The organism is Deinococcus marmoris DSM 12784 (genome assembly GCF_000701405.1).
Taxonomy (GTDB): Bacteria; Deinococcota; Deinococci; order Deinococcales; family Deinococcaceae; genus Deinococcus; species Deinococcus marmoris.
Map to the genome: position 1 here is coordinate 30,094 of NZ_JNIV01000017.1, position 23,993 is coordinate 54,086.

Annotated in this window: 25 protein-coding genes, 1 tRNA gene and 1 pseudogene; 17 read left to right on the plus strand and 10 right to left on the minus strand. The window is 65.0% G+C overall.

Features of this window, described 5'->3' with window-relative positions; all coding sequences use genetic code 11:
* Nucleotides 1–72 precede the first annotated feature (72 nt).
* Nucleotides 73–146: transfer RNA gene (locus tag Q319_RS0105775), tRNA-Gln, on the minus strand.
* Nucleotides 147–302: 156 nt separating this feature from the next.
* On the opposite strand from Q319_RS0105775, the gene Q319_RS0105780 reads away from it, so the two are divergent.
* The 6 genes from Q319_RS0105780 to Q319_RS0105805 all read left to right on the plus strand — a co-directional run bounded on the left by Q319_RS0105780 (nucleotide 303) and on the right by Q319_RS0105805 (nucleotide 4,109).
* Nucleotides 303–503, plus strand: coding sequence for a hypervirulence associated TUDOR domain-containing protein (locus Q319_RS0105780; RefSeq protein ID WP_029481115.1), 201 nt, complete (start codon nucleotides 303–305; stop codon nucleotides 501–503).
* A gap of 34 nt (nucleotides 504–537) precedes the next feature.
* A complete protein-coding gene (gene dcd, locus Q319_RS0105785) occupies nucleotides 538–1,098 on the plus strand; it encodes a dCTP deaminase (RefSeq protein ID WP_029481116.1) in 561 nt (186 codons plus the stop codon).
* 82 nt (nucleotides 1,099–1,180) lie between these two features.
* Complete coding sequence (locus Q319_RS0105790) at nucleotides 1,181–1,402, plus strand: hypothetical protein (protein ID WP_029481117.1); 222 nt, start codon at nucleotides 1,181–1,183, stop codon at nucleotides 1,400–1,402.
* A gap of 78 nt (nucleotides 1,403–1,480) precedes the next feature.
* Complete coding sequence (locus tag Q319_RS0105795) at nucleotides 1,481–1,873, plus strand: DoxX family protein (RefSeq protein ID WP_029481118.1); 393 nt, start codon at nucleotides 1,481–1,483, stop codon at nucleotides 1,871–1,873.
* 251 nt (nucleotides 1,874–2,124) lie between these two features.
* Nucleotides 2,125–2,787 (plus strand): TRAP transporter small permease subunit, encoded by a 663-nt coding sequence (locus tag Q319_RS0105800; protein ID WP_081845908.1) that lies wholly within the window; start codon nucleotides 2,125–2,127, stop codon nucleotides 2,785–2,787.
* Complete coding sequence (locus Q319_RS0105805) at nucleotides 2,787–4,109, plus strand: TRAP transporter large permease (RefSeq protein WP_245618993.1); 1,323 nt, start codon at nucleotides 2,787–2,789, stop codon at nucleotides 4,107–4,109. Before Q319_RS0105800 ends, Q319_RS0105805 begins: the two co-directional genes overlap by 1 nt.
* A gap of 106 nt (nucleotides 4,110–4,215) precedes the next feature.
* Here the strand turns inward: Q319_RS0105805 and Q319_RS0105810 are convergent, their stop codons facing one another.
* Together Q319_RS0105810 and Q319_RS0105815 are read right to left on the minus strand one after the other, a co-directional pair.
* Nucleotides 4,216–5,292 carry a TRAP transporter substrate-binding protein gene (locus Q319_RS0105810; RefSeq protein ID WP_245618994.1) on the minus strand — a complete coding sequence of 359 codons (1,077 nt, stop codon included), beginning with the start codon at nucleotides 5,290–5,292 and terminating at the stop codon, nucleotides 4,216–4,218.
* Between the two features lie 119 nt (nucleotides 5,293–5,411).
* Nucleotides 5,412–5,879 (minus strand): acyl-CoA thioesterase, encoded by a 468-nt coding sequence (locus Q319_RS0105815; RefSeq protein ID WP_029481122.1) that lies wholly within the window; start codon nucleotides 5,877–5,879, stop codon nucleotides 5,412–5,414.
* A gap of 35 nt (nucleotides 5,880–5,914) precedes the next feature.
* On the opposite strand from Q319_RS0105815, the gene Q319_RS0105820 reads away from it, so the two are divergent.
* The 3 genes from Q319_RS0105820 (at nucleotide 5,915) to Q319_RS0105830 (ending at nucleotide 8,383) form a co-directional block, all read left to right on the plus strand.
* Nucleotides 5,915–7,111 carry an acetyl-CoA C-acetyltransferase gene (locus Q319_RS0105820; RefSeq protein ID WP_029481124.1) on the plus strand — a complete coding sequence of 399 codons (1,197 nt, stop codon included), beginning with the start codon at nucleotides 5,915–5,917 and terminating at the stop codon, nucleotides 7,109–7,111.
* 1 nt (nucleotide 7,112) lies between these two features.
* Nucleotides 7,113–7,778: an ankyrin repeat domain-containing protein gene (locus Q319_RS0105825; protein WP_029481126.1), complete on the plus strand. Its 666-nt coding sequence runs from the start codon at nucleotides 7,113–7,115 to the stop codon at nucleotides 7,776–7,778.
* A gap of 77 nt (nucleotides 7,779–7,855) precedes the next feature.
* Nucleotides 7,856–8,383: a hypothetical protein gene (locus Q319_RS0105830; protein ID WP_029481127.1), complete on the plus strand. Its 528-nt coding sequence runs from the start codon at nucleotides 7,856–7,858 to the stop codon at nucleotides 8,381–8,383.
* Between the two features lie 57 nt (nucleotides 8,384–8,440).
* Here the strand turns inward: Q319_RS0105830 and Q319_RS0105835 are convergent, their stop codons facing one another.
* The 3 genes from Q319_RS0105835 to Q319_RS0105845 form a co-directional block, all read right to left on the minus strand.
* Nucleotides 8,441–8,770, minus strand: coding sequence for a non-heme iron oxygenase ferredoxin subunit (locus Q319_RS0105835; protein ID WP_029481128.1), 330 nt, complete (start codon nucleotides 8,768–8,770; stop codon nucleotides 8,441–8,443).
* 164 nt (nucleotides 8,771–8,934) lie between these two features.
* On the minus strand, nucleotides 8,935–10,188 hold the full coding sequence (locus tag Q319_RS0105840; RefSeq protein ID WP_029481129.1) for an MFS transporter: 1,254 nt from the start codon (nucleotides 10,186–10,188) through the stop codon (nucleotides 8,935–8,937).
* Nucleotides 10,189–10,241: 53 nt separating this feature from the next.
* Nucleotides 10,242–12,365 carry a molybdopterin oxidoreductase family protein gene (locus tag Q319_RS0105845; RefSeq protein WP_029481130.1) on the minus strand — a complete coding sequence of 708 codons (2,124 nt, stop codon included), beginning with the start codon at nucleotides 12,363–12,365 and terminating at the stop codon, nucleotides 10,242–10,244.
* A 221-nt stretch (nucleotides 12,366–12,586) separates the two neighbouring features.
* Here Q319_RS0105845 and nirB point away from each other — a divergent pair, with 221 nt between their 5' ends.
* The 3 genes from nirB to Q319_RS0105860 all read left to right on the plus strand — a co-directional run bounded on the left by nirB (nucleotide 12,587) and on the right by Q319_RS0105860 (nucleotide 16,484).
* On the plus strand, nucleotides 12,587–15,178 hold the full coding sequence (gene nirB / locus Q319_RS0105850) for a nitrite reductase large subunit NirB (RefSeq protein WP_029481131.1): 2,592 nt from the start codon (nucleotides 12,587–12,589) through the stop codon (nucleotides 15,176–15,178).
* Nucleotides 15,179–15,294: 116 nt separating this feature from the next.
* Complete coding sequence (gene nirD, locus Q319_RS0105855; RefSeq protein ID WP_051655142.1) at nucleotides 15,295–15,669, plus strand: nitrite reductase small subunit NirD; 375 nt, start codon at nucleotides 15,295–15,297, stop codon at nucleotides 15,667–15,669.
* Nucleotides 15,648–16,484, plus strand: a complete 837-nt coding sequence (locus tag Q319_RS0105860) for a uroporphyrinogen-III synthase (RefSeq protein WP_029481133.1) — start codon at nucleotides 15,648–15,650, stop codon at nucleotides 16,482–16,484. The genes nirD and Q319_RS0105860 overlap by 22 nt, the downstream gene beginning before the upstream one ends.
* Before the next feature lie 207 nt (nucleotides 16,485–16,691).
* Here Q319_RS0105860 and Q319_RS0105865 read toward each other — a convergent pair whose 3' ends face one another.
* Both Q319_RS0105865 and Q319_RS0105870 read right to left on the minus strand, forming a co-directional pair.
* Entirely contained in the window at nucleotides 16,692–17,519 is an 828-nt protein-coding gene (locus Q319_RS0105865; protein ID WP_029481134.1) for a DUF72 domain-containing protein, read from the minus strand.
* A gap of 124 nt (nucleotides 17,520–17,643) precedes the next feature.
* Nucleotides 17,644–18,081, minus strand: a complete 438-nt coding sequence (locus Q319_RS0105870; protein WP_029481135.1) for a response regulator — start codon at nucleotides 18,079–18,081, stop codon at nucleotides 17,644–17,646.
* 339 nt (nucleotides 18,082–18,420) lie between these two features.
* On the opposite strand from Q319_RS0105870, the gene hisF reads away from it, so the two are divergent.
* From hisF to Q319_RS0105890, 4 genes are all read left to right on the plus strand, one after another.
* Nucleotides 18,421–19,236 carry an imidazole glycerol phosphate synthase subunit HisF gene (gene hisF, locus Q319_RS0105875; protein WP_034413981.1) on the plus strand — a complete coding sequence of 272 codons (816 nt, stop codon included), beginning with the start codon at nucleotides 18,421–18,423 and terminating at the stop codon, nucleotides 19,234–19,236.
* Complete coding sequence (gene hisIE / locus Q319_RS0105880) at nucleotides 19,233–19,904, plus strand: bifunctional phosphoribosyl-AMP cyclohydrolase/phosphoribosyl-ATP diphosphatase HisIE (RefSeq protein WP_029481137.1); 672 nt, start codon at nucleotides 19,233–19,235, stop codon at nucleotides 19,902–19,904. The genes hisF and hisIE overlap by 4 nt, the downstream gene beginning before the upstream one ends.
* 157 nt (nucleotides 19,905–20,061) lie before the next feature.
* Nucleotides 20,062–20,952 (plus strand): DUF4394 domain-containing protein, encoded by an 891-nt coding sequence (locus Q319_RS0105885; RefSeq protein WP_034413984.1) that lies wholly within the window; start codon nucleotides 20,062–20,064, stop codon nucleotides 20,950–20,952.
* Nucleotides 20,953–21,313: 361 nt separating this feature from the next.
* Nucleotides 21,314–21,850: a 5-formyltetrahydrofolate cyclo-ligase gene (locus tag Q319_RS0105890; RefSeq protein WP_029481139.1), complete on the plus strand. Its 537-nt coding sequence runs from the start codon at nucleotides 21,314–21,316 to the stop codon at nucleotides 21,848–21,850.
* A gap of 7 nt (nucleotides 21,851–21,857) precedes the next feature.
* Here Q319_RS0105890 and Q319_RS0105895 read toward each other — a convergent pair whose 3' ends face one another.
* Nucleotides 21,858–22,403, minus strand: a complete 546-nt coding sequence (locus Q319_RS0105895) for a GNAT family N-acetyltransferase (protein ID WP_245618996.1) — start codon at nucleotides 22,401–22,403, stop codon at nucleotides 21,858–21,860.
* 15 nt (nucleotides 22,404–22,418) lie between these two features.
* Between Q319_RS0105895 and Q319_RS0105900 the strand changes: the two genes are divergently transcribed.
* Entirely contained in the window at nucleotides 22,419–23,465 is a 1,047-nt protein-coding gene (locus tag Q319_RS0105900) for a metallophosphoesterase (protein ID WP_034413994.1), read from the plus strand.
* A gap of 431 nt (nucleotides 23,466–23,896) precedes the next feature.
* Here Q319_RS0105900 and Q319_RS29085 read toward each other — a convergent pair.
* Nucleotides 23,897–23,993 (minus strand): annotated as a pseudogene (locus Q319_RS29085) (IS630 family transposase); the annotation flags it as partial.

The window sequence follows — 23,993 nt, forward strand, 5'->3', positions numbered from 1 at the left end:
ATGAGGCGCGGCTGCGACGGACCAAACGAAAAAAGCAGCCTCCCGGTGACGCGGAGACTGCTCTGTTTGCGGTGGCAGGGATACCAGGATTCGAACCTGAACAAACAGATCCAAAATCTGTTGTGCTGCCATTACACCATATCCCTAGGGTTGTCCCGCTTTTACAGCGTGGCGGTCAAGAGTATAAGGGCGGCGGGCACGGGGGGTCAACTGCCGTTTGGACGACTGCACGGCTTTCACCCGGCATCCACACTGTAGGGGCGGCAACGGGCAGCGCGTCTGCCGGATGCCACGCTGGCCGCATGACCTTTAAGAAAGGCGATCAGGTGAAATGGAATAGCCACGGCGGCGAGGCCAGTGACCGGGTGGTCCGCGTGGCGCACGAGGACGGCGAGGTCAGCGGCTTTCAGTACCGCGCCACTCAGGACGATCCCCGCTACATCATCGAGGTAGAGGGCGGCAAGCATGTCGCGCATACGGCGGACGCCCTGTCGAAAGCCTGACTTTGTGCCTCTGTTTGCGGCTACCATGACGGCCATGAGCATTCTGCCCGACTGGCGTATCCGCGAACTGGCCCTCGCGGGCATGATCGACCCCTTTGAGGACCGTCTGGTCCGCACTGCCGAGAACCAGCAGGTGATCAGCTACGGCCTGAGCAGCTTTGGCTATGACTTGCGCTGCGCCGACGAGTGGAAGATCTTTACCAACGTCAACAGCGCCATCGTGGACCCCAAGCACTTTGATGAGCGCAGCTTCGTGGACATCACAGCAAACGAGATCATTATTCCGCCCAACTCCTTTGCGCTGGCCCGCAGTCTGGAATACCTGAAGATTCCCGATAACGTGATGGTGGTGGCGCTGGGGAAATCGACGTATGCGCGTTGTGGCCTTGTGGCAAACGTAACGCCTTTAGAACCCGGCTGGGAAGGCCATGTCACGCTGGAGTTTTCCAATACCACCCCCCTTCCCGCCAAGATGTACGCCTTTGAAGGCTGTGTCCAGCTTCTCTTTTTTGAAGGTGAGCGCCCCGAAGTGACGTATGGGGACCGCAAAGGGAAGTATCAGGGCCAAAAAGGCGTTACCTTGCCCAAGATGTGAGGGCTTTATCTCCCCTTCATCTCTGAATGCGGCTTGAAGCTTTTCTGTCCTCGTGCAACTGAAAAGCTGTCAGCCTCTCCTCATGCCAGACAAAGACGATAAGAACAGCGGCCACACCAGCATGCCCGATCAGTTCGAGCGCAACAAGAAGGAAGTCCACGAGATCGACGACGGCCACAAGCCGTCTTTCAAGGGCAACAATGACCGCGAGGCCACTGCCGCCCGCAACACCGAACACGACGGTCTGAAGGAAAAGAAGGACGTCGAGGAAGCGCGTTCCGTGCCAGCCAGCAAGCAGGGCTAAAGCTGACCACAGAACAGCGGGGCCAGGAGGCGAAATCTCCTGGCCCTTTCTGCTGCACCTATACGGCTACAGTGGACTATGGCCGAAACTGCCCCTTCCAGAGCTGGCCGTCCCACCCCCGGCGTACTGGCGCTGGCGCTCATTTTCACTGCTGCGGGGATCACGCACTTTGTCGCGCCGCAGTTTTTTGACCGGATTGTGCCGCCGGGGCTGCCCATGCCCGCCCGCGCCGCCACGCTGATCAGCGGCGCGGCGGAACTGGCAGGCGGGCTGGGGCTGCTGCACCCGGCCACCCGGCCCGCCGCCCGCTGGGGACTGCTGGCGCTGCTGCTGGCCGTCTTTCCCGCCAACATCTACATGGCGCAGGAACCGCAGAAATTCGGCGTGCCCGCGTGGGTGGCCTGGGCCAGATTGCCGCTCCAGCCGCTGCTGATGTGGCTGGTCTGGCGGGCCGGGCGCGGGCGCGAATGACCTGATACGGATGCCGTCTATTTCGCATAGAAATCGGGACAGCGCAGGGTTCTTACATTCCACGCCCGGAACCCGTTTTCTTCCTGCTCGCTTCGTTCGGATTTCCGGGTGTTTCCAACACCTTTCAATCGGAGTCCGTATGACTTCCCTGCCTGGCTGGACCCGTATACTCCGCAGGTAAACAAATTCTAAAGGAGCGGTTTCAGCGTGCAGCGCGGGTTGCGGCGCGGACCATCCGAAGAGAGGTAGGGATGCCAGCACTGCTGGGACTTGCGCGCGCAATAGACCGTTTTTCATCCTGGCTGGGCATCCTGATCGGCGGAGTGACGCTGCTGATGATCGGCGTGGGCCTTTTCAACGTGTTCGGGCGGTTCGCGGACCGGTATCTGGGCACGGCGTTCAGCAGCAATTCCCTGCTGGAACTCCAGTGGTATCTGTTCAGCGTGATCTTTTTGCTGGGCGGCGCGTACGTGCTGAGCGTGGACGAGCATGTGCGGGTGGACGTGCTGTATGGGCGGCTGGCCCCCAAACGCCGGGCGCTGATCAATCTGCTGGGCACGCTGCTGTTCCTGCTGCCGTTCTGCGTGATCGTGCTGTGGGTGGCGATACCGTGGTTCCAGCTCAGCTACGGCATTCAGGAAGGCAGTTCCGATCCGGGCGGGCTGCTGCGCTGGCCCATCAAGCTGCTGCTGCCCATCGGCTTCGTGCTGCTGTTCATTCAGGGCGTCGGCGAGGCGATCAAGGCGGCGGGCGCACTCACTGGACACTATGAGTACCGCACCCAGGATGAGCTGGACGAGGTGGCTGCCCTGGCCGCCGACGTGCAGTTGGAGCGCGCCGGGCTGGACGGCCTGCTGGTGGGCATCCCCGACGAGGCTGAAGAACAGATGAAGAACAATCAGAGGAAGCAGTAGTGGAAGCCATCGGGCTGTGGATGTTTTTCGGCGCGTTCGTTCTGATCTTCAGCGGCTTTCCGGTGGCGTTCTCGCTGGCCGGGACCGGCATTATTTTTGGCTTGATCGGCCTGAGTACCGGCCAATTTGACGCTCTGCTGCTGCGCGCCATTCCTGACCGCATCTTCGGCACCATGAGCAACTTCACGCTGCTGGCGATTCCGTATTTCGTGTTCATGGGCGGCATTCTGGGCAAGAGCGGGCTGGCCGAGGACCTGCTGCGGACGGCGGGTCTGCTGTTCGGGCGGCTGCGCGGCGGCATCGCGGTGGCCGTGGTGCTGGTGGGCCTGCTGCTGGCCGCCACGACGGGCGTGGTGGCCGCCACGGTGGTCACGATGGGCCTGATCAGCCTGCCGATCATGCTGCGCTACGGCTACGACAAGGGCCTTGCCAGCGGCGTGATCGCGGCGTCCGGCACGCTGGGGCAGGTCATTCCGCCCAGCGTGGTGCTGGTGGTACTGGGCAGCGAACTGGGCGTGTCGGTGGGCGACCTGTTCCTGGGTTCCCTCGTACCGGGGCTGATGCTGGCGGGGCTGTACATCGTGTACGTGATCGTGCGCTCGGCCATGAACCCCAAGCTGGCCCCGGCCATGCCCGCCGCCGAACTGAACATCAAGCCCGCCGCGATGGCGTTGCAGGTGGTGCGGGCCATGATTCCGCCGCTGCTGCTGATCTTCGCGGTGCTGGGTTCCATTTTCTTCGGCCTCGCCACCGCCACCGAAGCCGGAGCAGTGGGGGCGCTGGGCGCGGTGCTGCTGGCTCTGGCCAACCGCAAGATGACGCGGGGGGCGCTGTGGGAAGTGACCCTGTCCACCGCCCGCCTGACCACTTTCGTCATCTTCATCCTGATCGGCTCCACGTCGTTCTCGCTGGTGTTCCGGGCGCTGGACGGCGATCTGTACATGCAGAACATCCTGGCCAACCTGCCAGGCGGCGTGCTGGGCTTCCTGATCGTGACCAATCTGGCCATCTTTCTCCTGGGCTTCTTCCTGGACTTCTTTGAAATCGCCTTCATTCTGCTGCCCATCTTTGCGCCCGTCGCCCGCGAACTGGGCGTGGACATGATCTGGTACGGCATCCTGCTGGGCATCAACCTCCAGACCAGCTTCCTGACGCCGCCGTTTGGATTCTCCCTGTTCTATCTGCGAGGGATTGCGGGCAAACAGTTGGCAACCAGCGATATTTACCGGGGGGTGGTGCCGTTCATCTTCATTCAGATCTTCGTGCTGGCGCTGTGCATCGTCTTCCCCGGATTGACGGGGCTGCGGGCCGCTGGGCCGTAAGAAAATGGGAGAGGTGGGGCGCACAAAAGGCTCCACCTCTTTTCCAGAAGGCAACAGAAGAAGGCCCGCACAAACTCAGTGCGGGCCTTCTTGCTGTCAGAAAATTTTAGCTGGTGAAGTCAATCATGGGACGTTCATTGACCTGGTGCCAGGCGCGGACATCGCGGCGGAAGGCATTCCAGGGCGTGTACACCTTCTTGTAATCAGCATTCTTGGCCGAGTTCTCGGCGTGCAGTTCCTGTGTGGCCTTGTTGCCCGCTTTGAGGATGTCGGTGGAATAACGGCGGATCAGGGTGCCGCCCTTCTTGAGGCGTTGCAGCGCGGCCTGGTTCTTGGCGTCGTAGTCGGCGGCGACGGCCAGGTTGGCCTCGGCACAGGCGCTCGCCAGAATTTCCTTGTACGCCTTGGGCAGCGCGGCGTAGGCTTTTTTGCCCACCATCAGGTCAAAGGCTGCGCTGGGTTCCCACCAGCCGGGGGCGTAGTAGAACTTGGCGGCTTTTTGCAGCCCCAGCTTCTCGTCGTCGTATGGCCCGACCCACTCGGCGGCGTCAATGGCCCCACGGTCCAGCGCCAGATAAATTTCGCCGCCGGGCAGCACCTGCACGTTCACGCCCAGTTTCGCCATGACCTGCCCGCCGATGCCGGGAATCCGCATCTTGAGGCCCTTGAAGTCCGCCGCCGTCTTGACTTCCCTCTTGAACCAGCCGCCCATCTGCGCGGTGGTGTTGCCCGCCGGGAAGTTGATGATCCCAAAATCGTCATAGACGGCGCGGATCAGTTCCAGACCGCCCGCGCTGTAGATCCAGGCGTTCTGCTCGGAGGCGGTCAGGCCGAAGGGAACGCCGGTGGCAAAACCCAGGGCGGGGTTCTTGCCCACGTAGTAGTACCCGGCGCTGTGGCCGCATTCCACGGTGCCCTGCTGCACGGCGTCCAGCACCTGAAGGCCGGGAACCAGTTCCCCTGCCTCGTAGGCGCGAATGGTGAACTTGCCGTCGGTCATGGCACTCACGCGGTCCGCGATCATCTGCGCGCCGCCGAACAGCACGTCCAGGCTCTTGGGCCAGCTCGTGGCGCATTTCCAGCGCACGTTGCCGGTCTGGGCGAAGCTGTGAGGCGAGAAGACGGTGCTGGCAGCGGCGGTGACGGCGGCCCCTTTCAAAAACTTGCGGCGGTCAATTCCCATGAATACCCTCCTGTGAACGCCCCTGAACCTTATGGCACACGGCGTTTTCCCTGGTTGAAGATGGGCACAGTATAACGGGCAATCCTGATCCGCACTTCATGCAGAGGATTAACCCAGTTTCAAGCCACTGTCAGGGCTTCCAGCGCCGCCCGCAGAACCGGGGGCAGGTCCACCGGACGCCGCGAGGCCCGGTCCACGTAGACATGCACGAAATGACCCTGGGCGGCAGCCTTTTCTGAATCTTCCTGAAACACCGCCAGTTCGTAACGCACGCTGCTCCGGCCCAGTTTTGCCACCCGCACACCCACCTGGAGCGCCTCGGGAAAGGCGACGGGCGCAAAGAAGGCACAGCCCGTTTCCACCACCAGACCGATCACCTCTCCACCACGGATGTCCAGCGCCCCCTGAGCAGCCAGATAGGCGTTGACCGCCGTATCAAAGTAGGCGTAATAGGTCACGTTGTTGACATGGCCATACACGTCGTTGTCGGCCCAGCGGGTCTGGATGGGGTGGTGGTACGGGTAGGCGGCGCGGGGCTGGGGCGTGGGGCGGGGCGCAGAGCTGGCGTTCACAGAGCCGGAGTTCATAGAGTCAGAGTAGAGCCGCCCGCTAGACTTGGGCCATGACTCAAAACGCAGCTCAGAACAACCCGAAAATCGTGATCGTGGCGGCGCGGCGCACACCGATTGGCAGCTTCATGGGCGGATTGAAAGACGTTTCGGCTGCCGAACTGGGCGTGGCAGCGGCGCGGGCGGTGGCCGGGGGTCTGCCTGGGGACGACATTGCCGACGTGATCGTGGGCAACGTGCTTCAGGCGGGCAACGGCATGAACGTGGCGCGGCAGGTGGCGCTGGGCGCGGGTCTGGCGGACCATGTGCCGGGCCTGACGGTCAACCGCGTGTGTGGCAGCGGTCTGCAATCGGTCATCAGTGCGGCTCAGGGCCTGAAATCGGGGGACGGCAGGCTGTATCTGGCGGGCGGCACCGAGTCCATGAGCCGCGCGCCGTACCTGCTGCCCCGCGCCCGCGAGGGCTACCGCCTGGGCCACGCGACGGCGCTGGACAGCATCCTGAGTGAAGGGCTGACCGACGTATTCAACGATTACCACATGGGGATCACGGCAGAAAATATTGCCGCCCAGTGGGGCATTACACGCGAAGAGCAGGACGCCTTCGCGCTGGAAAGCCAGAACCGCGCCGCCGCCGCACTGGCGGGCGGGCACTTTGCCGATGAACTGGTGGCGATAGAAGTACCGGGCAAGAAAGGCCCCACCACCTTTGACACCGACGAGTACCCGCGCGCCACCTCTGCCGAAGCGCTGGCAAAGTTACGCCCGGCATTCAAGAAAGACGGCACGGTGACGGCGGGCAACGCCAGCGGCCTGAACGACGGCGCGGCCATGCTGGCAGTGACCACCGAGGACTACGCCAGAGCCAACGGCCTGAGCATTCTGGCCGAGATCAGCGGTTATGCGGCGATTGGCGTGGACCCCAAAGTCATGGGCATTGGCCCGGCCAGAGCCGTTCCCATTGCGCTGGAGCGGGCCGGCCTGACCCTGGCCGACGTGGACCTGCTGGAGCTGAACGAGGCCTTCGCCGCGCAGTCTTTGGCCGTGGTGCGGGATCTGGGGGCGGACCCAGCGCGGGTGAATATCACCGGAGGCGCAATTGCGCTGGGCCACCCCATCGGCGCGAGTGGGGCGCGGGTGCTGGTCACGCTGATTCACGCGCTGCGGCGCACCGGGAAGGAAACTGGGGTGGCCAGCCTGTGCATCGGCGGCGGCATGGGCATCGCCGTGGTGGTCCGGGCCAGGAACTGACGTGACCACCGAGGCCGAGAAGGAACTGTTTCTGGCAATCCGCGCCAACGACGCCGGGGCGGTGCGCGAGCTGGTGAGGCAGGACCGCGCCTTGCTGACAGCACTCAGCCCGATGGGCGTGTCCCCGGTGCTGTTCGCCGCCTATTACCATCACCCTGAAATGGCCCGCGTGCTGGTGCAGGAGGGCGCGGCGCTGGACATCTTTGAGGCGGCGGCGATTGGGGAAACAGAGCGCGTGCGCGAGTTGCTGGACGCCGATTCTGGGCTGCTGAACTCTGTAAGTCCCGACGGGTTTTCCCCGCTGGGCCTCGCCTCTTTCTTCGGACAGGAGGAAATGGCGGCGCTGCTGCTCACGCGCGGGGCAGACGCGAACACGGTCAGCCAGAATGCCATGCAGGTTGCGCCGCTGCATTCGGCGGTGACCGGAAACCACACCAACCTCGCCCGGAAGTTGCTGGAGGCAGGAGCAGACGTGAATGCCGTGCAGAGCGGCAGACTCACCCCACTGATGGGCGCGGCGCAGAACGGCAACGCCGAACTGGTCCGGCTGCTGCTCTCGCACGGGGCCATGCCGGGGGCCGTGAACGAGGAGGGACTCAGCGCTGCCAATCTGGCGCAGGAGGAAGGCCACGGCGAGGTGCTGATTCTGCTGGCCGGGCCGCCCTGAACGGGCATTCATGGACCCTCAAGAAACCGGGAAGGCGGGCCGTATCCACCTCACCGCGCCCTGGGACAGACTGGGGCATGAGTGACGAGCGCAGAACAGACGCCCCCAACCCCAACGTGATCGGCCCCGAAACCGATGGCAGGACGGGTGCGGAAACAGGGTTTGACACGCCGGACCCCAAGGACAACCACACGGTTGTTTACACCACCACGCCTGGGGATGACCGGGTGGGCAGCGCGGACCACGGTGAGGGAACGCCGCCGCAGGCAGACGCCGCAGAAGATGTCACCGGCAAATATGACCATCTGGCCACGCGGGACGTGATCGCCATGGAACATGACCCCGAGGCTCCCGAATTTGCCGGGGCGCAGAGCGTGGCTGGGCTGGGCGGCGAGGCGCTGGACGAGGTTGTTCCCTCGGCGGGCCTGGGGGTCAACCCGGCGGCGGCGCTGGGCCGTGGCCCCGTGGTGGGACGCGCCGATCAGAACCCCGGCTACACCCCCCCCAGCGAGAAAGTCGCGCCGCATGTGCGCGAGCAGCCCGGTGACCTGCTGCCCGGCCAGTCCGAGGAACTCGCAGACGAGATCAGCGGCAACCAGCGCTGACGCTCCGCACCAAAAAGGCCGCACCGGAAGGAATTCTAGTGCGGCCCTTTTTGGCCTCTACTCCAGCGGTGAGACGTACACCACGCCTTCCTCCACCTCGGTCTTGAACAGCCTGACGGGCTTGACGGCGGGGAGCGACCTGGCCTTGCCCGTCGCCAGCTCAAACTTCGCGCCGTGTTTCTGGCAGGTGATGCGGCCCATGCTGACCTCGCCACCCAGCAGCGGATAATCCTGGTGGGTGCAGTTGTTCCGCAGGGCATAGAACACGCCCTCGAAATTCACCACCAGCACGCTGATGCCGTCCATGTCCACGGTGATCTGGTGACCCTCGGGCATCTCGGATTCTGGACCCACGCGGACCCGCTCACTGCTTGTTGCTGCGCTCATTGCCACGAGTCTAGACCAGCAGGCGGATGGACGCCACCGAAAAACATGTCCCTCGGCACGTCCGGTGTGTTCCACAACAGCCGATGGCCACCTTTCGCCCATCAACCGAAAAGGAGTCCGGTGGGCTGTTCACGCCCACACAGACCCCCCGGAATTTTAGATGCTCAGGCGAAATTCGGCTGCCGTCCCAGCGCCCGCAAGCGCATCATGCTGCCGATAAAGACGGCGGTGGTCAGGCCGGTCAGGGCCAGCAGGACGATAAACGCGGCCTGCGTACCCAGCGTGGGCTTCAGGGCCGCGAAGACCAGCGGCAGGAAAAATCCGCCCAGGCCACCCAGCAGGCCCACCAATCCGCCCACTGTGCCCATCTGGCCGGGGTGCCACTGCGCCACCAGCGTGTAGGTGCTGGCCTTGCCCACGCCCATGCCCAGGCCCACCACGGTGGTCAGCAGCATAAAGGCGGTCAGGGGCAACTCGCGGGTGAGGAACAGCAGGCCCAGCAGCATCGCGGCGAATGCCACCACGGTGACGCCGCGCGGGCCGAAGCGGTCACTCAGGTAGCCGCCGACGGGGCGCAGCAGGCTAGCCGGAAAGATGAATAGCGCGGTCAGCAGCCCGGCCTGTGCGAGTGGAATGCCGTAGTGGTCCACGTAATATCTGGGCAGAAACAGGCTGAGGGCCACGTACGCGCCGAAGAAAACCACGTAATACAGCCCGAAGCGCCAGACCTGTGCCTGCGCCAGCGGACGCAGCCAGTCGGCCAGCGTGCGGGTCCCCGGCGTGGCGACATCGGCGGGGGTCAGGGCAGCGGTCAGGCCAGCGCACACCAGCAGCGCCAGCGAGAAGACGAAGGGCACGAACTGCCAGCCGCCCGGAATCAGCAGGCCCAGCGGCACCACACCGATCAGGGCAGGGGCCAGCAGCTTGGTGATGCTCGCGCCCGCGTTCCCGGCCCCGAAGGTGCCCAGTGCCAGCCCCTGCCGCGCGGCGGGCACCCACTGCGCGATCCAGGCATTGCCCACCGCGAAACTGACCCCGGCCAGACCCACGCCCAGGGCCAAGACCAGCAACAGGTTGTAGCCGTCAGCGCCCCCGGTGGGAACGAGGGCCAATGCGAGCGAGAACGCGGCGGTCAGCAGCGTATTGGCGAGAAAGACCTTCTTGCCGCCGTAGCGGTCCGCCCAGATGCCCGCAGGCAGGCGCAGCAGCGATCCGGTCAGCACCGGAATGGCGGTCAGCAGCGCAAATTGCGCGTCGCTCAGGCCCAGTTCCTTGCGAATCGGCAGGCCCAGGATGGCGAACATCAGCCACACGGCAAACATCAGCGTGAAGCCGACGGTACTCCAGGCCACGACTTTGCGGGCGTCGGGGGTCAGGGCGGGGGCAGTGCTAGCGGGCGTCGGGGCGGTGTGGGTCATGGGCGAACCTCTGGGGGAATGGAGGCGAGGGGAGAAGGCGAAAACCGGGCGGCCTAGCCCAGCACCACCTCCAGCCCGCCGCGCGCCGCCGAAAAGACCTCAGCGTGGGCCGGGAGCAGCGTCACCGCCGTCGCCTTGAACGCAGGCATGTGAGAATGGGGGTCCAGGGTGTGGGGATCGGTCAGTAGATTGGCCGCCTCGGGCCAGTGGAAGGGCAGAAAAACCGTGTCGGGGCGCAGGCTGGGATTCAGGGTCAGAGGCAGCGTGACCTGCCCGTCCGCCGTGCGGAGGATGACCTCCTCGCCCGCGCGCAGGCCATAGTCGCGGGCGGTTTCGGGGTGGACCTGTGCGCCGTGATCGGCCCCGTTCTTGGAGAGCAGCGCGGTATTGCGCCTCGTCTGGGTGCCACTCTGGTAGTGGTGACCCAGCCGCCCGGTAGTCAGGGTCAGTTGGCGGGCCTGGGCCGGGGCGGGCAATTCGGGAACGTGCAGCGTCGCCCAGCCGTCAGCGGTGGGATAGGCGGGCGCGTAGGCGTGAGGCGTGTCGGGGCCGTCCGGGTGCCGCACCGGCCACTGGGCGCTGGCACGGTCCAGCCTCTCGGCACTGAGGCCGCTGTAATCAGCTTTACCTCCCTTCGTGGCGCGGAAAAACTCATCCTGCAACTCACGGAAGGCGGCGTATTCAAAGCCCTGCGGGCGTCCGACGGCTGCCGCCAGATCACACAGAATGCGCCAGTCCTCGCGGGCCGCGCCGGGGGCAGTGATGGCCTTGCGGCGGCGCTGCACGCGGCCCTCCAGGTTGGTGGTGGTGCCTTCCTCCTCGCACCACATGCCGCCGGGCAAGACCAGGGTGGCAAGCTGCGCGGTCTCGCTGGGCAGAAAGTCAATGACGATCAGGTGCTTGAGGGCTTTCAGGTTCTCCGTGATCTGCCCCGCCCCCGCCGCGCTGACCACCGGGTTGCTGCCCAGCACGATCAGGGCCTCAATACCGCCCGGCTGGCCGCAGGCGTTCAGCAGGTTCTGGGCGCTCAGGCCCGGCTGGGGCAGGTCTTCGGGCGCGCAGCCCCACAACGCGGCCATCTCGGCGCGGTGGCGCGGATCGCGCAGGGAACGCGCGCCAGGGAGCTGATCGTTCTTCTGGCCGTGTTCGCGCCCGCCCTGACCGTTGCCCTGCCCCGTCAGGGTGCCGTAGCCGCCACCGGGTTTGCCGAAATGCCCGGTCAGATACGACAGGTTCAGCCACGCCTGCACGGTATCGGTGCCGTGGGCGTGCTGCTCCGCGCCGCGTCCGGTCAGAATCAGCGGTTTGGCGGCCTCGGCGTAGCGTTTGGCCAGCAGCAGCAGCTCACTTTCGGGGATACCGCATTCGGCAGCCACACGCTGGGACGGGTACGCGGTGGCCTGCGCCAGCACCTCGGCCAGCCCGTGGGCGGGGGCGGTGGGGCGAATCTTGCCCCAGCGTTTCATCAGGTGGATCAATCCCAGCGCCAGCACGCCATCACTGCCGGGACGCACGGCCAGATGCTGCCCGGCGACTTTAGAAGTGACGGTGGCGCGCGGATCAATGCTGTAGACCACGCCGCCCCGGTCCTTTGCTGCCTTCAGATATTGCATGATCGGCGGCAGGGTTTCGGCGATGTTCGCGCCCACCAGCAGGATCAGGTCACTGCCCGCCATCTCGCCCAGCGGAAAGCCCAGCCCCCGGTCATAGCCCACCGTGCGGTTTAACGCTGCCGAGGCCGAGGCCATGCAGTAGCGCCCGTTGTAGTCAATGTTGGGCGTCCTGAGCGCCAGCCGCGCGAATTTGCCCAGCAGATAGGTCTTCTCGTTGGTCAGGCTGCCACTGCCGTACACGCCCACCGCCGCCGGATTGCTGTCCAGCAGCGGTGTCAGCGCGTCCCGCACGTAGGCCAGCGCCTCGGCCCAGGACACCGGGACCAGTTGACCGTTCTTGCGGAGCAGCGAATCGGTCAGGCGTTCGGGGTGACGCAGATCGTTCAGGGCCGCCAGCCCCTTCTTGCACACCGTGCCGCGCGCCACCGGGCATTCCTTCGTGGGCATCAACTTGACGGCCAGCCCATTTTCCACATGCACATCAAAGTTGCACTGCACCGCGCAGTACGGACAGGTGGTGCGAACGACGCGCGGGCCGGGTGACGGAAGGGAGGGCGCAGTCATGGGGCTGAGCCTGCGGGAGAGGCTGCGATCTGTCAAGGCCAGATTTGACCAAATGGCACGAAATCTGGATCATTTAGCACTAGACATCTAGAAAATCTGCATTCCGTTCAAAAGTCTCTTGACAAATTGCGATGAATCGGTCCAAATGGTCAGCAGGTCTGGCCCCACGCCAGCCCGACTCCCCCGCCTCCAACCGTGGAGGACGTTTCAGGAGCCTTGCTATGCCTCAGCCACAGAACCAACCGTCAACTCCACTCGCCCCAGCACACCCGCCCCGGATCGTCGTGATCGGCAACGGCATGGTGGGCCACCGCCTGGTGGAGCAATTGCAAGCCCAGGCCAATGACACTGCTTTTCAAATCACCGTCATCTGCGAGGAAACGCGGCTGGCCTATGACCGCGTTCACCTGTCCAGCCACTTTGATGACCCGGCCCCCGATCTGGCGCTGGCGACTGCTGCGAGGTACGAAGAGGGCGGTGTACAAGTCATCTATGGCAAGGCGCATGGCGTGGACACCGCGCAGAAGACGATTCAGGTCAACGATCAGACCATCCATTACGACGCGCTGGTGTTCGCCACTGGCAGCTTTCCCTTCGTGCCGCCCATCCCCGGCAGGGACGCGCCCGGCTGCTTCGTGTACCGCACGCTAGATGATCTGGAACAGATTCGGGATGCGGCACGGAATGCGAAAAGCGGCGTGGTCATCGGCGGCGGGCTGCTGGGGCTGGAGGCGGCGGGCGCACTGCAAAAGCTGGGACTGACCACGCATGTCGTGGAATTTGCTCCGCAACTGATGCCCGCCCAGCTTGACGCGGAGGGCGGCCAGACCCTGCGCCGCACCATTGAAGCTATGGGCATCGGCGTGCATGTCGGCAAATCCACCTCTGAAGTGACGCTGGACGCTGCCGGGCATGTCTCCGGGCTGGCTTTCGCCGACGGCGGTACGCTGGAGGCCGATCTGGTGGTCTTCTCGGCAGGCATCCGCCCCCGTGACGATCTGGCCCGCGAAAGTGGGCTGGCGCTGGGCGAACGTGGCGGCATCGTTATTGACGACACTTGCCGGACCAGCGCGCCGGACGTGTACGCGGTGGGCGAATGCGCGCTGCACGACGGACGCATCTACGGTCTGGTGGCCCCCGGTTACAACATGGCGAAGGTGGCGGCGGCGAACATCCTGCACGGGCTGGGGCTGAGTGACGCTCCGGCGACGTTCACAGGCGCGGACCTGTCCACCAAACTCAAACTGCTGGGGGTGGAGGTGGGTTCCTTCGGCGACGCCAAGGGTGTGACCGAGGGCTGCCGCACCGTGTCCCTGAGCGACAATGTGCGCGGCACCTACAGCAAACTGGTGCTGTCTGCCGATGGCCTACGCGTGCTGGGCGGGCTGCTGGTGGGCGACACCGCACGTTACAACGATCTGCTTGATCTGGCGCTGTCGGGCACGCCATTGACTGTGCCGCCCGAAACGCTGATCGTGCCGCCGCTGCCGGGTGGCGCAGCAATCCCTGTAAGCACCAACACCCTGATCTGCTCATGCGAGAACGTGCGCGCCGACGCCGTGTGCGCCGCGATTGGGGATGGGGCACGCGATATCAAGGCGCTGAAAAGCTGCACCGGGGCCGGGACAGGTTGCGGCGGCTGCGTGCCCAGCCTGCACGGCCTGCTGCAAAGCGAACTGCGGCGGCTGGGCGAGACGGTCAGCAACCACCTGTGCGAACACTTCCCTTACTCGCGCCAGGAACTGTTTGACCTGATCCGGGTCAGGGGATACCGCGCCTGGGATGACGTGCTGGCCGCGCACGGCACGGGCCTGGGCTGCGAGGTCTGCAAGCCCGCCGTGGGCAGCATCCTCGCCAGCCTGCACGGCGAATACGTGCTGAAGCCGCAGCACGCGCCGCTTCAGGACACCAACGACGCCTTTCTGGCGAACATCCAGAAGAACGGCACGTATTCGGTGATGCCGCGCGTGCCGGGCGGCGAAATCACGGCGGATGGTCTGATTGCCATTGGCGAGGTGGCGCGCAACTTTGGCCTGTACTGCAAGATCACGGGCGGGCAGCGCATTGACCTGCTGGGCGCACAGCGCGACGATTTGCCCGCCATCTGGGCCGAGCTGATCGCGGCGGGCTTTGAGAGCGGTCACGCCTACGGCAAGAGCCTGCGGACCATCAAGAGTTGCGTGGGTTCAACGTGGTGTCGCTACGGCGTGCAGGACAGCACCACGCTGGCGATCCGGCTGGAGCTGCGTTACCGGGGCCTCCGCAGCCCGCACAAGCTGAAAAGCGGCGTGTCCGGCTGCACCCGCGAGTGTGCCGAGGCCCGCAGCAAGGACTTCGGCATCATCGCCACCGAGGCGGGCTGGAACCTGTACGTGGGCGGCAACGGCGGCGTGACCCCCAAACACGCCCTGCTGCTGGCCGAGGGGCTGGACGAGGCCACGCTGACCCGCACCATTGACCGTTACCTGATGTTCTATATCCGCACCGCAGACCGCCTCCAGCGCACCAGCGCGTGGCTGGAAGGGCTGGAGGGCGGCCTGGATTATCTGCGCGGGGTGATCATGGACGACTCTTTGGGCCTGTGCGCCGATCTGGACGCCGCGATGGATCAGCACGTTGGCAGCTATGAAGACGAATGGGCCGCCGCCCTGGCCGATCCAGCCACGCCCGCCCGCTTCCGCACCTTCGTCAACGCCGACACCCGCGACACCGGCTTGCAGTGGGTGGAGGAACGCGGCCAGTTGCGTCCGGCCTTTGCCCATGAGCTGACGCAGGGATTGACGCCGCTGCCGATGGCGGGCGGGGATGACTGAGGGATGGTCTGAAAGTCAAACCGTCTAACTGTCTAAGCGCCAGAAATCGCGTCCTGCACACTCTCTCCTTCTTTCACACAACCCACGCTCCACATCCCCTCCCCAAAGGAGTTCCCATGACCCTCAACCTCAACACCCTTCCAAATCCTCCCCTTCCCTCCTGGCAGCGCATTTGCGCCCTAGCAGATATCCTGCCGGGCCTGGGCGTCTGCGCGCTGGTGGGCGGGCGGCAGATCGCTGTCTTTCATGTCGCCGGGCAGGTCTACGCTGTGGGCAACCGCGATCCCTTTACCGGGGCAGACGTGATCTCGCGCGGGCTGACGGGCAGTTATCTCAAGGATTCGCAGGAACGGCCCAAGGTGGCCTCGCCGCTGCTGAAACACGCCTTTGATCTGGAAACGGGACAGGCGCTGGACCACGCGGACATGACCCTGCCCACCTACCCTGCGCGGGTTGAGGGAGGTGAGGTATGGATTGGTTTGGTGGACTGAAGGTGCTGAGTCTGGAATCGCGCCGCGCCGAGGAAATGGCGACGTTGATCGGCAAATACGGCGGCGTGCCCGTGGTGGCCCCCAGCATGCGCGAGCAGAAGCTGGATCTGACCCGCGCGCTGGACGCCTTTGAGCGGGCGCTGGCCGCCGGGGACATTCACGCGCTGGCCTGCATGACCGGCGTGGGCACCCGCATGTTCCTGCGCGAGCTGGCCGCCCGTGACCCCCGCCATCTGGAGACGCTGCGCGGCATTCAACTGGTGGCACGCGGCAACAAGCCCATGCAGGCGCTGAAGGAATTCGGTCTGGTGGGTGTGAATGTCGCCAAACCCCACACCTGGCACGAGGTTCAGGCCCACCTGCTGACCACGCTGGAAGCCGGGCAGCACGCCGTCCTGCTGGAATACGGCGAGGCCATGCCCGCCCCGATGCTGCGCGAACTGGGCTTTGCGGGCCTGCGCGTGACCAGCCTGCCGGTCTACCGCTGCGCCTTTCCGCTGGACACTGGCCCCCTGGATCAGGCGGTGCGCGACTGCATTCTGGGCGGCCCGGACGTGCTGCTGCTGTCCAGCGGCACCCAGGCCCTGCACTTCCTGAAATACGCCGAGGGGCTGGGACTGCTCTCGCACGCCCGCGAGGCGCTGAACCGTCTGGTCATCGTCAGCATCGGCCCGGCGTGCAGCGAGGCCGCCGCCGATCTAGGCCTGCGGATTGATCTGGAAGCCAACCCCCACAAGATGGGCATTCTGGTGCGACTGGCCGCCGAACATGCGCCGGGCATTATTGAGAAGCGGCGGCTTTTGCGGGCGGGGTAAAGAGACCCCTCTGCTCCGCAGCTTTGCAAGCCACCCCAATCCCTCTCCCCTGCGGAGAGGGGCTTTTTGTTGTTGGGGTGTGCGAGGCGCGAACGGTGAATCTGTCACCTTCTGACCCTTTAGCACGGGGAGAGTCGCAGACCTGCTTGCAGAGGGTGCCGCGCCACTCGGCAGGTGGCTGGTACAGCTCGGAACGAGAGGGGTCCCCTACAGCAACCGTCCGTCATCCCCAGCATCCGGCGTCTGCACGGGTACACCGCGCGCGTTCAGGGCCTCGCGCAGCATGGGGATATTCTTGAGGGCATGGCCCCTGGTGGTGTTCTGGAAAAAGATATAGATTTCCGATAAGTCCCCGGCCACCAGCGCGATTTTCTCGGCCCACTCGTCCATCTCGGCACGGTTGTACAGGTAGTCGTGGCGTTCGGCGGCACTCTTGCCCTCCCACCAACTGCCCTCGTTGCGCCCGTGCAGCCGCAGGTAGCCCACATCCCCGGTGACATGCACCTGCGGTTCGGGCATCCCGCCCACCGGGGGGTAGTCGGGGCTGACCCACAGCAGGCCAAACTCGCCCATGCCCTCCCGCACCTCGGGCCTGTCCCAACTCCCGTGGCGCAACTCCACGGCCAGCTCGTGTCCGGCAAAACGCTCAGACAGCGCCAGCAGGTACTTGCGGTTGTCGGCGGTGCGGTGAAACGAGTACGGAAACTGCGCCAGATACGGCCCCATCAGCCCAGCCTCGCGCAGTGGTTCGGGACTCTGGAGCATCCGGTCATAGTCGGCATCGGTGGGGGTGCGCTCATGGGTGAACGCCTTATTTAACTTAACGGCAAAGCGCACGCGCCCGCCAGATTTGCGGGCCATGCCTTCAAAGGCTTTCAGGCCGGGAATGGCGTAAAACGAGCTGTTCAATTCCACGGCATCGAAATGCCGGGCATAGGCGTCCAGATAGCCGTCCTTCTTGACGCCCTCGTAGATCAGGCCGGGGGCCGTCCAGTCGTCGTTGCTGTAGCCGCCGCAGCCGATATACACGCGCATGGGTTCAGGGTACGGGGACGGTCAGGCGCGGTGAGCGAGGATAAAGATGGGTTCAAGGCGGAAGGCAGGAAAAGAGGCGAGGAACACCCTCCATGCCTCCCGTTCCAGCAGACCCGTCAGCACATCAGGATAGGCGCGGGTGGCGGTTCAGGTTGGTCCAGAACGCCTGGATGGTGTGCATCGCCTCACCGAACTGAGCAAAGTCCAGCGGCTTGATCACGTAGGCGCTCGCGCCGTGCGCGTAGGCGTCGCGGATGTCGCGGTCCTCGCCGCTGGTGGTCAGCATCACCACCGGGATATCGCGCAGGTCCTGGTCCGCGCGCACGGCGTCCAGCACGGCCAGACCGTCCATCTGCGGCATCTTGAGGTCCAGCAGGATCAGGTCCGGCAGGGGCCGCCCGCACTTGACCGCGCAGCGCAGCAGCTTCATGGCTTCCTGGCCTCCCCCGGCCACCACGACTTCGGGCCGTGATTCGCCCACCTTCTCGCCGCCGATGGCAGACAGGGCCAGTTCCAGATCATTGGGGTTATCGTCTACGAGCAGAATTCGGTGCGTGGTCACGGCATTCTCCAGTCAGGGTGGCCGGAAGACCGCCCCCTGTTTTAAGGGGCGCTCAGAGGTGGCTGGCTTGGCCTGGGGAAGCCACCAGATGTCCAGAGTTTAGCATAGAGAATGAAGGGAACTTAAAGGTTTAGTGGCACTGTGAATTAGTACGCATTGGACAAATACTGTGTGCAGAAGGACACAATTCGATTTTCTAGTCAAGGAATCGTCTCTCATTTTAGTGTCTCTGACAGGCCGTGTAGGAGCACGGGGACAAAGTCGGCCCCCATCCGGTCGACGCCTGCACCACCCCGCACCCGGCCATCTCATACCCGGCCCTCGCGTAAACTTCTGGGCATGTTGACCAAGCGCATCATTCCCTGTCTGGACGTGCAAAATGGCCGGGTGGTCAAGAACGTCCGTTTTTTCGAGGACCACCGCGATGCGGGCGATCCCCTAGTGCTGGCGCAGGCGTATGAGGCGCAGCAGGCCGATGAACTGGTCTTTTACGACATCACCGCCACACATGAAGGCCGGGGCCTGATGCTGGACGTGGCCGCGCGGGTGGCCGAGCAGGTCATGATGCCGCTGACCGTGGGCGGCGGCGTGAACGCGCTGTCGGACTTCAGGCAACTGCTGATGGCCGGGGCCGACAAGATCAGCGTGAACAGCGGCGCTTTGAGCCGCCCCGAACTGATCCGCGAGGCCAGCGACCACCACGGCGCGCAGTGCGTGATGCTGTCCATCGACGCCAAGCGCCGCCCGGACGGCAGCGGATGGAACGTGTTCCGCGCGGGCGGACGGGTGGACACCGGGCTGGACCTGCTGGAATGGGCCGTGCGCGGGCAGACCCTGGGCGCAGGTGAAATCTGCCTGAACATCATGGACGCCGACGGCACGCGGGCGGGGTTTGATCTGGACGCCACCCGCACCGTGGCCCTTGCCGTGGACGTGCCCGTGATCGCTTCCGGCGGGGCAGGACAACTCTCGGACTTCTATGACGTGCTGACTGCCGGGCAGGCCGACGCCGCACTGGCCGCCAGCGTCTTTCACTTCGGGGAGCTGACCGTACCGCAGGTCAAGGCGTACCTGCATGGGCGGGATGTGGCGGTGCGGCCCGAGTGGCAGGACACGGCACTTCAGGAAGCTGTGCTGGAAGGCGGAGCCAGATGAGCGGCGCACCCCTGCCAGACCTCTCGGCTCTTAAATTCGGCGCAGACGGCCTGATCCCGGTGGTCACGCAGGACGCCCGCACCGGGGCCGTGCTGATGCAGGCGTATGCGGACCGGGACGCGCTGGAGCGCACCTTGACAACCCGCGAGGCCACCTATTACAGCCGTTCGCGCGCCTCACAGTGGATCAAGGGGAAAACGAGCGGACACACCCAGCGCATTGTGGGGGTGTCTGTGGACTGCGACGGCGACAGCGTGCTGTACCGCGTGGAGCAGACCGGAGCCGCCTGCCACACTGGAGAATATTCCTGCTTCTACACGCCGCTGCTGGCCGAAGAAGCCCCGGCAACTGACCTGGACGGCACGCTGGAGCGCGTCTACGCCACCATCACCGAGCGTCTCGCCACGCTGCCGGAGGGCAGTTACGTGGCCCGCCTGCACGCCGGGGGCCTGGACCGCGTTCTCAAGAAGATCAGTGAGGAAAGCGGCGAGGTGCTGCTGGCCGCCAAGAACAATGACCGCGCCGAACTGACAACCGAGGTGGCCGATCTGCTGTTTCACACCCTGTTCGCCATGGCCGAGGTGGGCGTCTCGCCGGGCGATGTGGCCGCCGTCCTGCAAGGGCGCGAGGGCAAGACTGGGCTGAAAGGACCAAAAGAAGCGGGATGAGCGCTGGAGGTGAGACCAACGCCAAGTTTGAATGAAGATCAACGGATCATCCGATTGACCAGTTTCTGCATACTCCTGTTTGAAGCTCCAGAACCGAAATTCCGTCTAATTCACATTCAGGACGGCGATGGAGCATGTCTCTACCGGAGGAAGAATAATGAAGAAAATGATTGCACTGGCCGCCGTTTCCGCCCTTTTGCTCAGCGCCTGTAGCCAGGGACCCGTCGGCCCGGCGGGACCCGCTGGACCTGCTGGCCCCGCCGGACCTGCTGGCCCCGGTGGCCCCACCGGACCTGCCGGTGCAGACGCGCCCCTGGGCCGCACCGCGTATGGCTTGGACGCTGGCGGCAAGCTGGCCTCCTTCGGCCTGGACAATCCCGCCACGAGCTACAAGACCCTGACCCTGACCGGTCTGGGCGCTGGCCAGACCCTGGTGGACCTGGATTTCTGGAACAAGGACGGCGTGCTGTACACCATGTCCAACACGGGCGCGCTGTACCGCGTCAACACCGCGACTGGCGCATTGACCCTGGACACCCCCAGCACCGTGGGCACCCCCGCCGCCATCGACTTCAACCCGGCGGCCTTTCGCCTGCGCGTGCTGAACACCACCGACGACAACTTCCGCGTGACCCCTGTTGATGGAACCACGACGGCTGACGGCAAGCTGGTTTATCTTGGGACCGATGCCAACGCGGGCAAGAACCCCAATCTGGTGGCGGCGGCCTACACCAACTCGGTGAACGGTCAGAGGCCCGACGCCACCGCAACTGCGCTGTACAGCATGGATGCCGACACCGATCAGCTCGTGCTGCATACGGTTGGTGCGGCGTTCAGCACCCTGAACACCGTCGGCAAGCTGAACTTTAACGCCGTGGCCGGGGCCACCGGTTTCGACATTGTAGGACTCACCGAGGCCTACGCCACGGTCAATGACGGCAACACGGTCACGCTGTACACCGTCAACCTGACCAGCGGCGCAGCCACCGTCAAGACCACCTTCCCCGGCACCATCAAGAATCTGGCCGTGACGCTGCCCACCAACTAAGCCTCCGGCTCAACCTCCTGGCTGGGCGGGCGCACTGAACTGAGCGCTGGACCCAGGACCGGGAGTTGAGCTTGATGCGGAGTCGGGCGCTACCGGCGCTGAACATCACACAGAGTTGAACATCACACAGGGCAGGTCATGGCTGAAAAGCATGGCCTGCTCTGCTCTGTATTTCTGCTGTCGCCTGCGCTTCTGCTGCCAACTGCGGCATGAAAAGAAGATGAAGCCCTGACGTGATCCAAAGCCGCCGCCGCTGCATATGGCTGTTCAGGAGCGCGTGTCCACCTGGGGAGGCATGCGTTCCCCTTTTTTTTGCCCTGGTCCGCCGTGGGCTTAAAATGAATCCATCTTGTCTGCGTTGATGCCTTCCAACAAAGCCGAGTGGCGCACCTGGGCGCGTGAGGTGCGGCGGGCACTCCCCGATCATTCGGCAGCGTTCACCGCCCACCTCAGCATCTTCCTGCGGGAAATGGGGGCGCGGCAGGTGCTGGCCTACCGCGCCCTGCCCGGCGAAATAGACGTGTCGGCGCTGGCCCACGGCTTCGAGCTGCTGGCCCCGCGCGCCCGCTTTCGGCCCACGCCGCGCCTGACGCTGCACCCCTGGGACACCGCCACCGAGATGAGCCGCTTCGGGGCCTTGCAGCCGCCCGCCGACGCTCCTGAAATCCTGCTGAGCGGTGTGGATGCCATCTTGCTGCCGGGTTTGGCGTTCGACGTACAGGGGGTCCGGCTGGGCTACGGCGGCGGCTTCTATGACCGCCTGCTCCCTGGATTCGGCGGCCTGACCGTGGGCGTTATTCAGCGCGCCCTGATTGTGCCCCGCCTGCCTGCCGATGCCCACGACTGCCCGGTGGCGTGGCTGGCAACAGAGGACGGACTGGAGCGCACGCGGTGCTAGCCCCCCTTCACGAACCGCGCTGCGGGTGAGGCAGACGGTCTGCCGGGTTTCCAAAGTCGATCTCGAAGAACAGGAAGCCCTCCTGTCCGGCGTCGGCGTGGCAGTAGCCCATGCGGACGTAAGCGGGGCCAGCCTCGTGGGTGTTGGCGTACCAGAAGACGTGGCGCAACAGTCCTGCCCGCGCCCAGTCCTCTACCGCAGTCATCAGCAGCCGGGCCACGCCGCGCCGCCGCCATGCCGGAGCGGTGTACAGGTCTTCCAGCTTGGCGGTACGGTGCGAATTACCCGAGCGCAGATGCGGGCCGTAATCGTGGAGCAGGGCGTAGCCGATCATCCCTCCACCGTCTGCCTCTCCGCCGCCCGTCTCGGCCACCAGCAGGGGGCGCAGCGGATCGCCGCAGAACGAGGGAAAACGGGCTTCCAGCGCCGCCCCGTCCTCCACGAAGCCCATGTCCAGCAGCATGGGCTTCAGGGCCGGGAAATCGGTGGGGACGGCGGGGCGCACATGCATGGCCACACCGTAACGCCGCGCCTGCCGACGCGCATCCGCCATCTGTACCATACGGGCATGTCACGCCGTTTTCTGCCCCTGCTGGGCCTGCTTCTGACTGCCTGCGCCCCCGCCATCAGCGGCCCGGTGGGTTCCCTGCCAGACGTGACCGCGACGCTGGGCATCCCCGATCCCGAACGCCTGCGGGTGGTGGTCATGGGCGATCAGGGCACCGGGGACGGGGTTCAGCGGCGGGTGGCGGCGGCCATGCAAAAGGTATGCGCCCAACGGGGCTGCGATCTGGGCGTGGGTCTGGGCGACAACTTTTACCCGGCAGGACCGAGGGAGGCCAGTTCGCCGCTGTTCAAAACCAGATTCGCGGACATCTACGGCCCGCTGAACATTCCCTTCCTGATGGTGCCCGGCAACCACGACGAGAGCGGTCTTTTTGGCGGCGACGGCACCAACGCACGCGGCGCGGAGGCCGAAGTCGCTTACGGCAAACTGAATCCACAGTGGGTCATGCCGGGGCGCACCTACCGCGCGCCCGTGCGTGCGGGACCGGGGGGAACGCTGGCCGAGTTCTTTGCGGTGGACACCTCGCCGCTGGCCGCCTACCTGCCCGTGCGCCGCGCCAGCGAACGGCCCGGAGGCCCGTGGGACGCCGCCCAGCGAGAGTGGCTGGCCGGGTCACTCCAGCGCAGTTCCGCCCGCTGGAAGCTGGTGCTGGGCCACCACCCGCTGTTTTCCAACGGCAAGCATGGGGACGCCGGACACTACGACGGCCTGCCCTTCGCCTTCCAGCGCGGGGACGCGGTGCGGGACCTGTACGGGCGGGCCTGCGGCGGGGCGGACATGCTGCTCAGCGGCCATGTCCACGCACTGGAGGTCTTTGAACCGCAACCCGAATGCCCCGGCACCTGGACCGCCGTTTCAGGGGCGGCGGGCAAAACGGAGGGCGGCAAAGTCGGCACCCGGAAAGCCGCCGCCGAATTCTTCGGGCAGCCCGGTTTCATGTGGCTGGATGTGACGCCGCAGACGCTCACGATCAACACCTACACAGTGGCCCCAGACGGCGTGCCAACACTGGCCGCGACGCAGGAGATCAGGAAGGGGGGCAATTGAGCCGTCCCTTCTTCAGACCGGGCTGGAAACCAGCCTTCTGCGGCCTGCTGATCTGGAGTTGTGGCGCGGTATAGACGGCCCCCGCCGCCGCCGCCTGCGACAACGCACTGAATCCGGTGCAGGCGGGCTGGGTCTGGACCTACCGGGTCACACCGGGCGACATCAAAAAGCCCACCTCCAGTTATGCCCTGAGCCGGACAGGGGCGGGCGCGGAGTTTCAGGAACAGTCCATGAGCGCTGGAAAGCCAGTGAACACCACCAGATTCAGTTGCGCTGGGGGCGCGCAGACCAGCCTGACGCCCCCGCAACTGGGCGATATTAGAGCATTTGTCACAAAAGAAGTCTCGGATGTGCGTGCTTGAACCAAGCTCGGATTTCCATGGACTGGATTCCTTGAAGTGCCCTCCCAATGCTGGAGATGACATCCGAAATGGTGCGCGGTGCTGCACCGCGCACCAGAGCTTTGAGTTTGGAGAACAGCAGTTCAATCGGGTTGAAATCCGGGCTGTAGGGCGAGAGATACAGCAA

Coding starts and splice junctions, on each gene's coding strand:
- Q319_RS0105845 (WP_029481130.1), bottom strand. CDS start 12,365: ATGACTGCGCCCTCCCTTCCGTCACCCGGCCCGCGCGTCGTTCGCACC.
- Q319_RS0105835 (WP_029481128.1), bottom strand. CDS start 8,770: ATGAGCGCAGCAACAAGCAGTGAGCGGGTCCGCGTGGGTCCAGAATCC.
- Q319_RS0105865 (WP_029481134.1), bottom strand. CDS start 17,519: ATGCGCGTGTATATCGGCTGCGGCGGCTACAGCAACGACGACTGGACG.
- Q319_RS0105780 (WP_029481115.1), top strand. CDS start 303: ATGACCTTTAAGAAAGGCGATCAGGTGAAATGGAATAGCCACGGCGGC.
- Q319_RS0105840 (WP_029481129.1), bottom strand. CDS start 10,188: ATGACCCACACCGCCCCGACGCCCGCTAGCACTGCCCCCGCCCTGACC.
- Q319_RS0105860 (WP_029481133.1), top strand. CDS start 15,648: ATGGATTGGTTTGGTGGACTGAAGGTGCTGAGTCTGGAATCGCGCCGC.
- Q319_RS0105815 (WP_029481122.1), bottom strand. CDS start 5,879: ATGAACTCCGGCTCTGTGAACGCCAGCTCTGCGCCCCGCCCCACGCCC.
- dcd (WP_029481116.1), top strand. CDS start 538: ATGAGCATTCTGCCCGACTGGCGTATCCGCGAACTGGCCCTCGCGGGC.
- Q319_RS0105800 (WP_081845908.1), top strand. CDS start 2,125: ATGCCAGCACTGCTGGGACTTGCGCGCGCAATAGACCGTTTTTCATCC.
- Q319_RS0105795 (WP_029481118.1), top strand. CDS start 1,481: ATGGCCGAAACTGCCCCTTCCAGAGCTGGCCGTCCCACCCCCGGCGTA.
- Q319_RS0105890 (WP_029481139.1), top strand. CDS start 21,314: ATGCCTTCCAACAAAGCCGAGTGGCGCACCTGGGCGCGTGAGGTGCGG.
- nirB (WP_029481131.1), top strand. CDS start 12,587: ATGCCTCAGCCACAGAACCAACCGTCAACTCCACTCGCCCCAGCACAC.
- Q319_RS0105790 (WP_029481117.1), top strand. CDS start 1,181: ATGCCAGACAAAGACGATAAGAACAGCGGCCACACCAGCATGCCCGAT.
- nirD (WP_051655142.1), top strand. CDS start 15,295: ATGACCCTCAACCTCAACACCCTTCCAAATCCTCCCCTTCCCTCCTGG.
- Q319_RS0105885 (WP_034413984.1), top strand. CDS start 20,062: ATGAAGAAAATGATTGCACTGGCCGCCGTTTCCGCCCTTTTGCTCAGC.
- hisF (WP_034413981.1), top strand. CDS start 18,421: ATGTTGACCAAGCGCATCATTCCCTGTCTGGACGTGCAAAATGGCCGG.
- Q319_RS0105820 (WP_029481124.1), top strand. CDS start 5,915: ATGACTCAAAACGCAGCTCAGAACAACCCGAAAATCGTGATCGTGGCG.
- Q319_RS0105895 (WP_245618996.1), bottom strand. CDS start 22,403: ATGGCGGATGCGCGTCGGCAGGCGCGGCGTTACGGTGTGGCCATGCAT.
- Q319_RS0105900 (WP_034413994.1), top strand. CDS start 22,419: ATGTCACGCCGTTTTCTGCCCCTGCTGGGCCTGCTTCTGACTGCCTGC.
- Q319_RS0105810 (WP_245618994.1), bottom strand. CDS start 5,292: ATGGGAATTGACCGCCGCAAGTTTTTGAAAGGGGCCGCCGTCACCGCC.
- Q319_RS0105830 (WP_029481127.1), top strand. CDS start 7,856: ATGAGTGACGAGCGCAGAACAGACGCCCCCAACCCCAACGTGATCGGC.
- hisIE (WP_029481137.1), top strand. CDS start 19,233: ATGAGCGGCGCACCCCTGCCAGACCTCTCGGCTCTTAAATTCGGCGCA.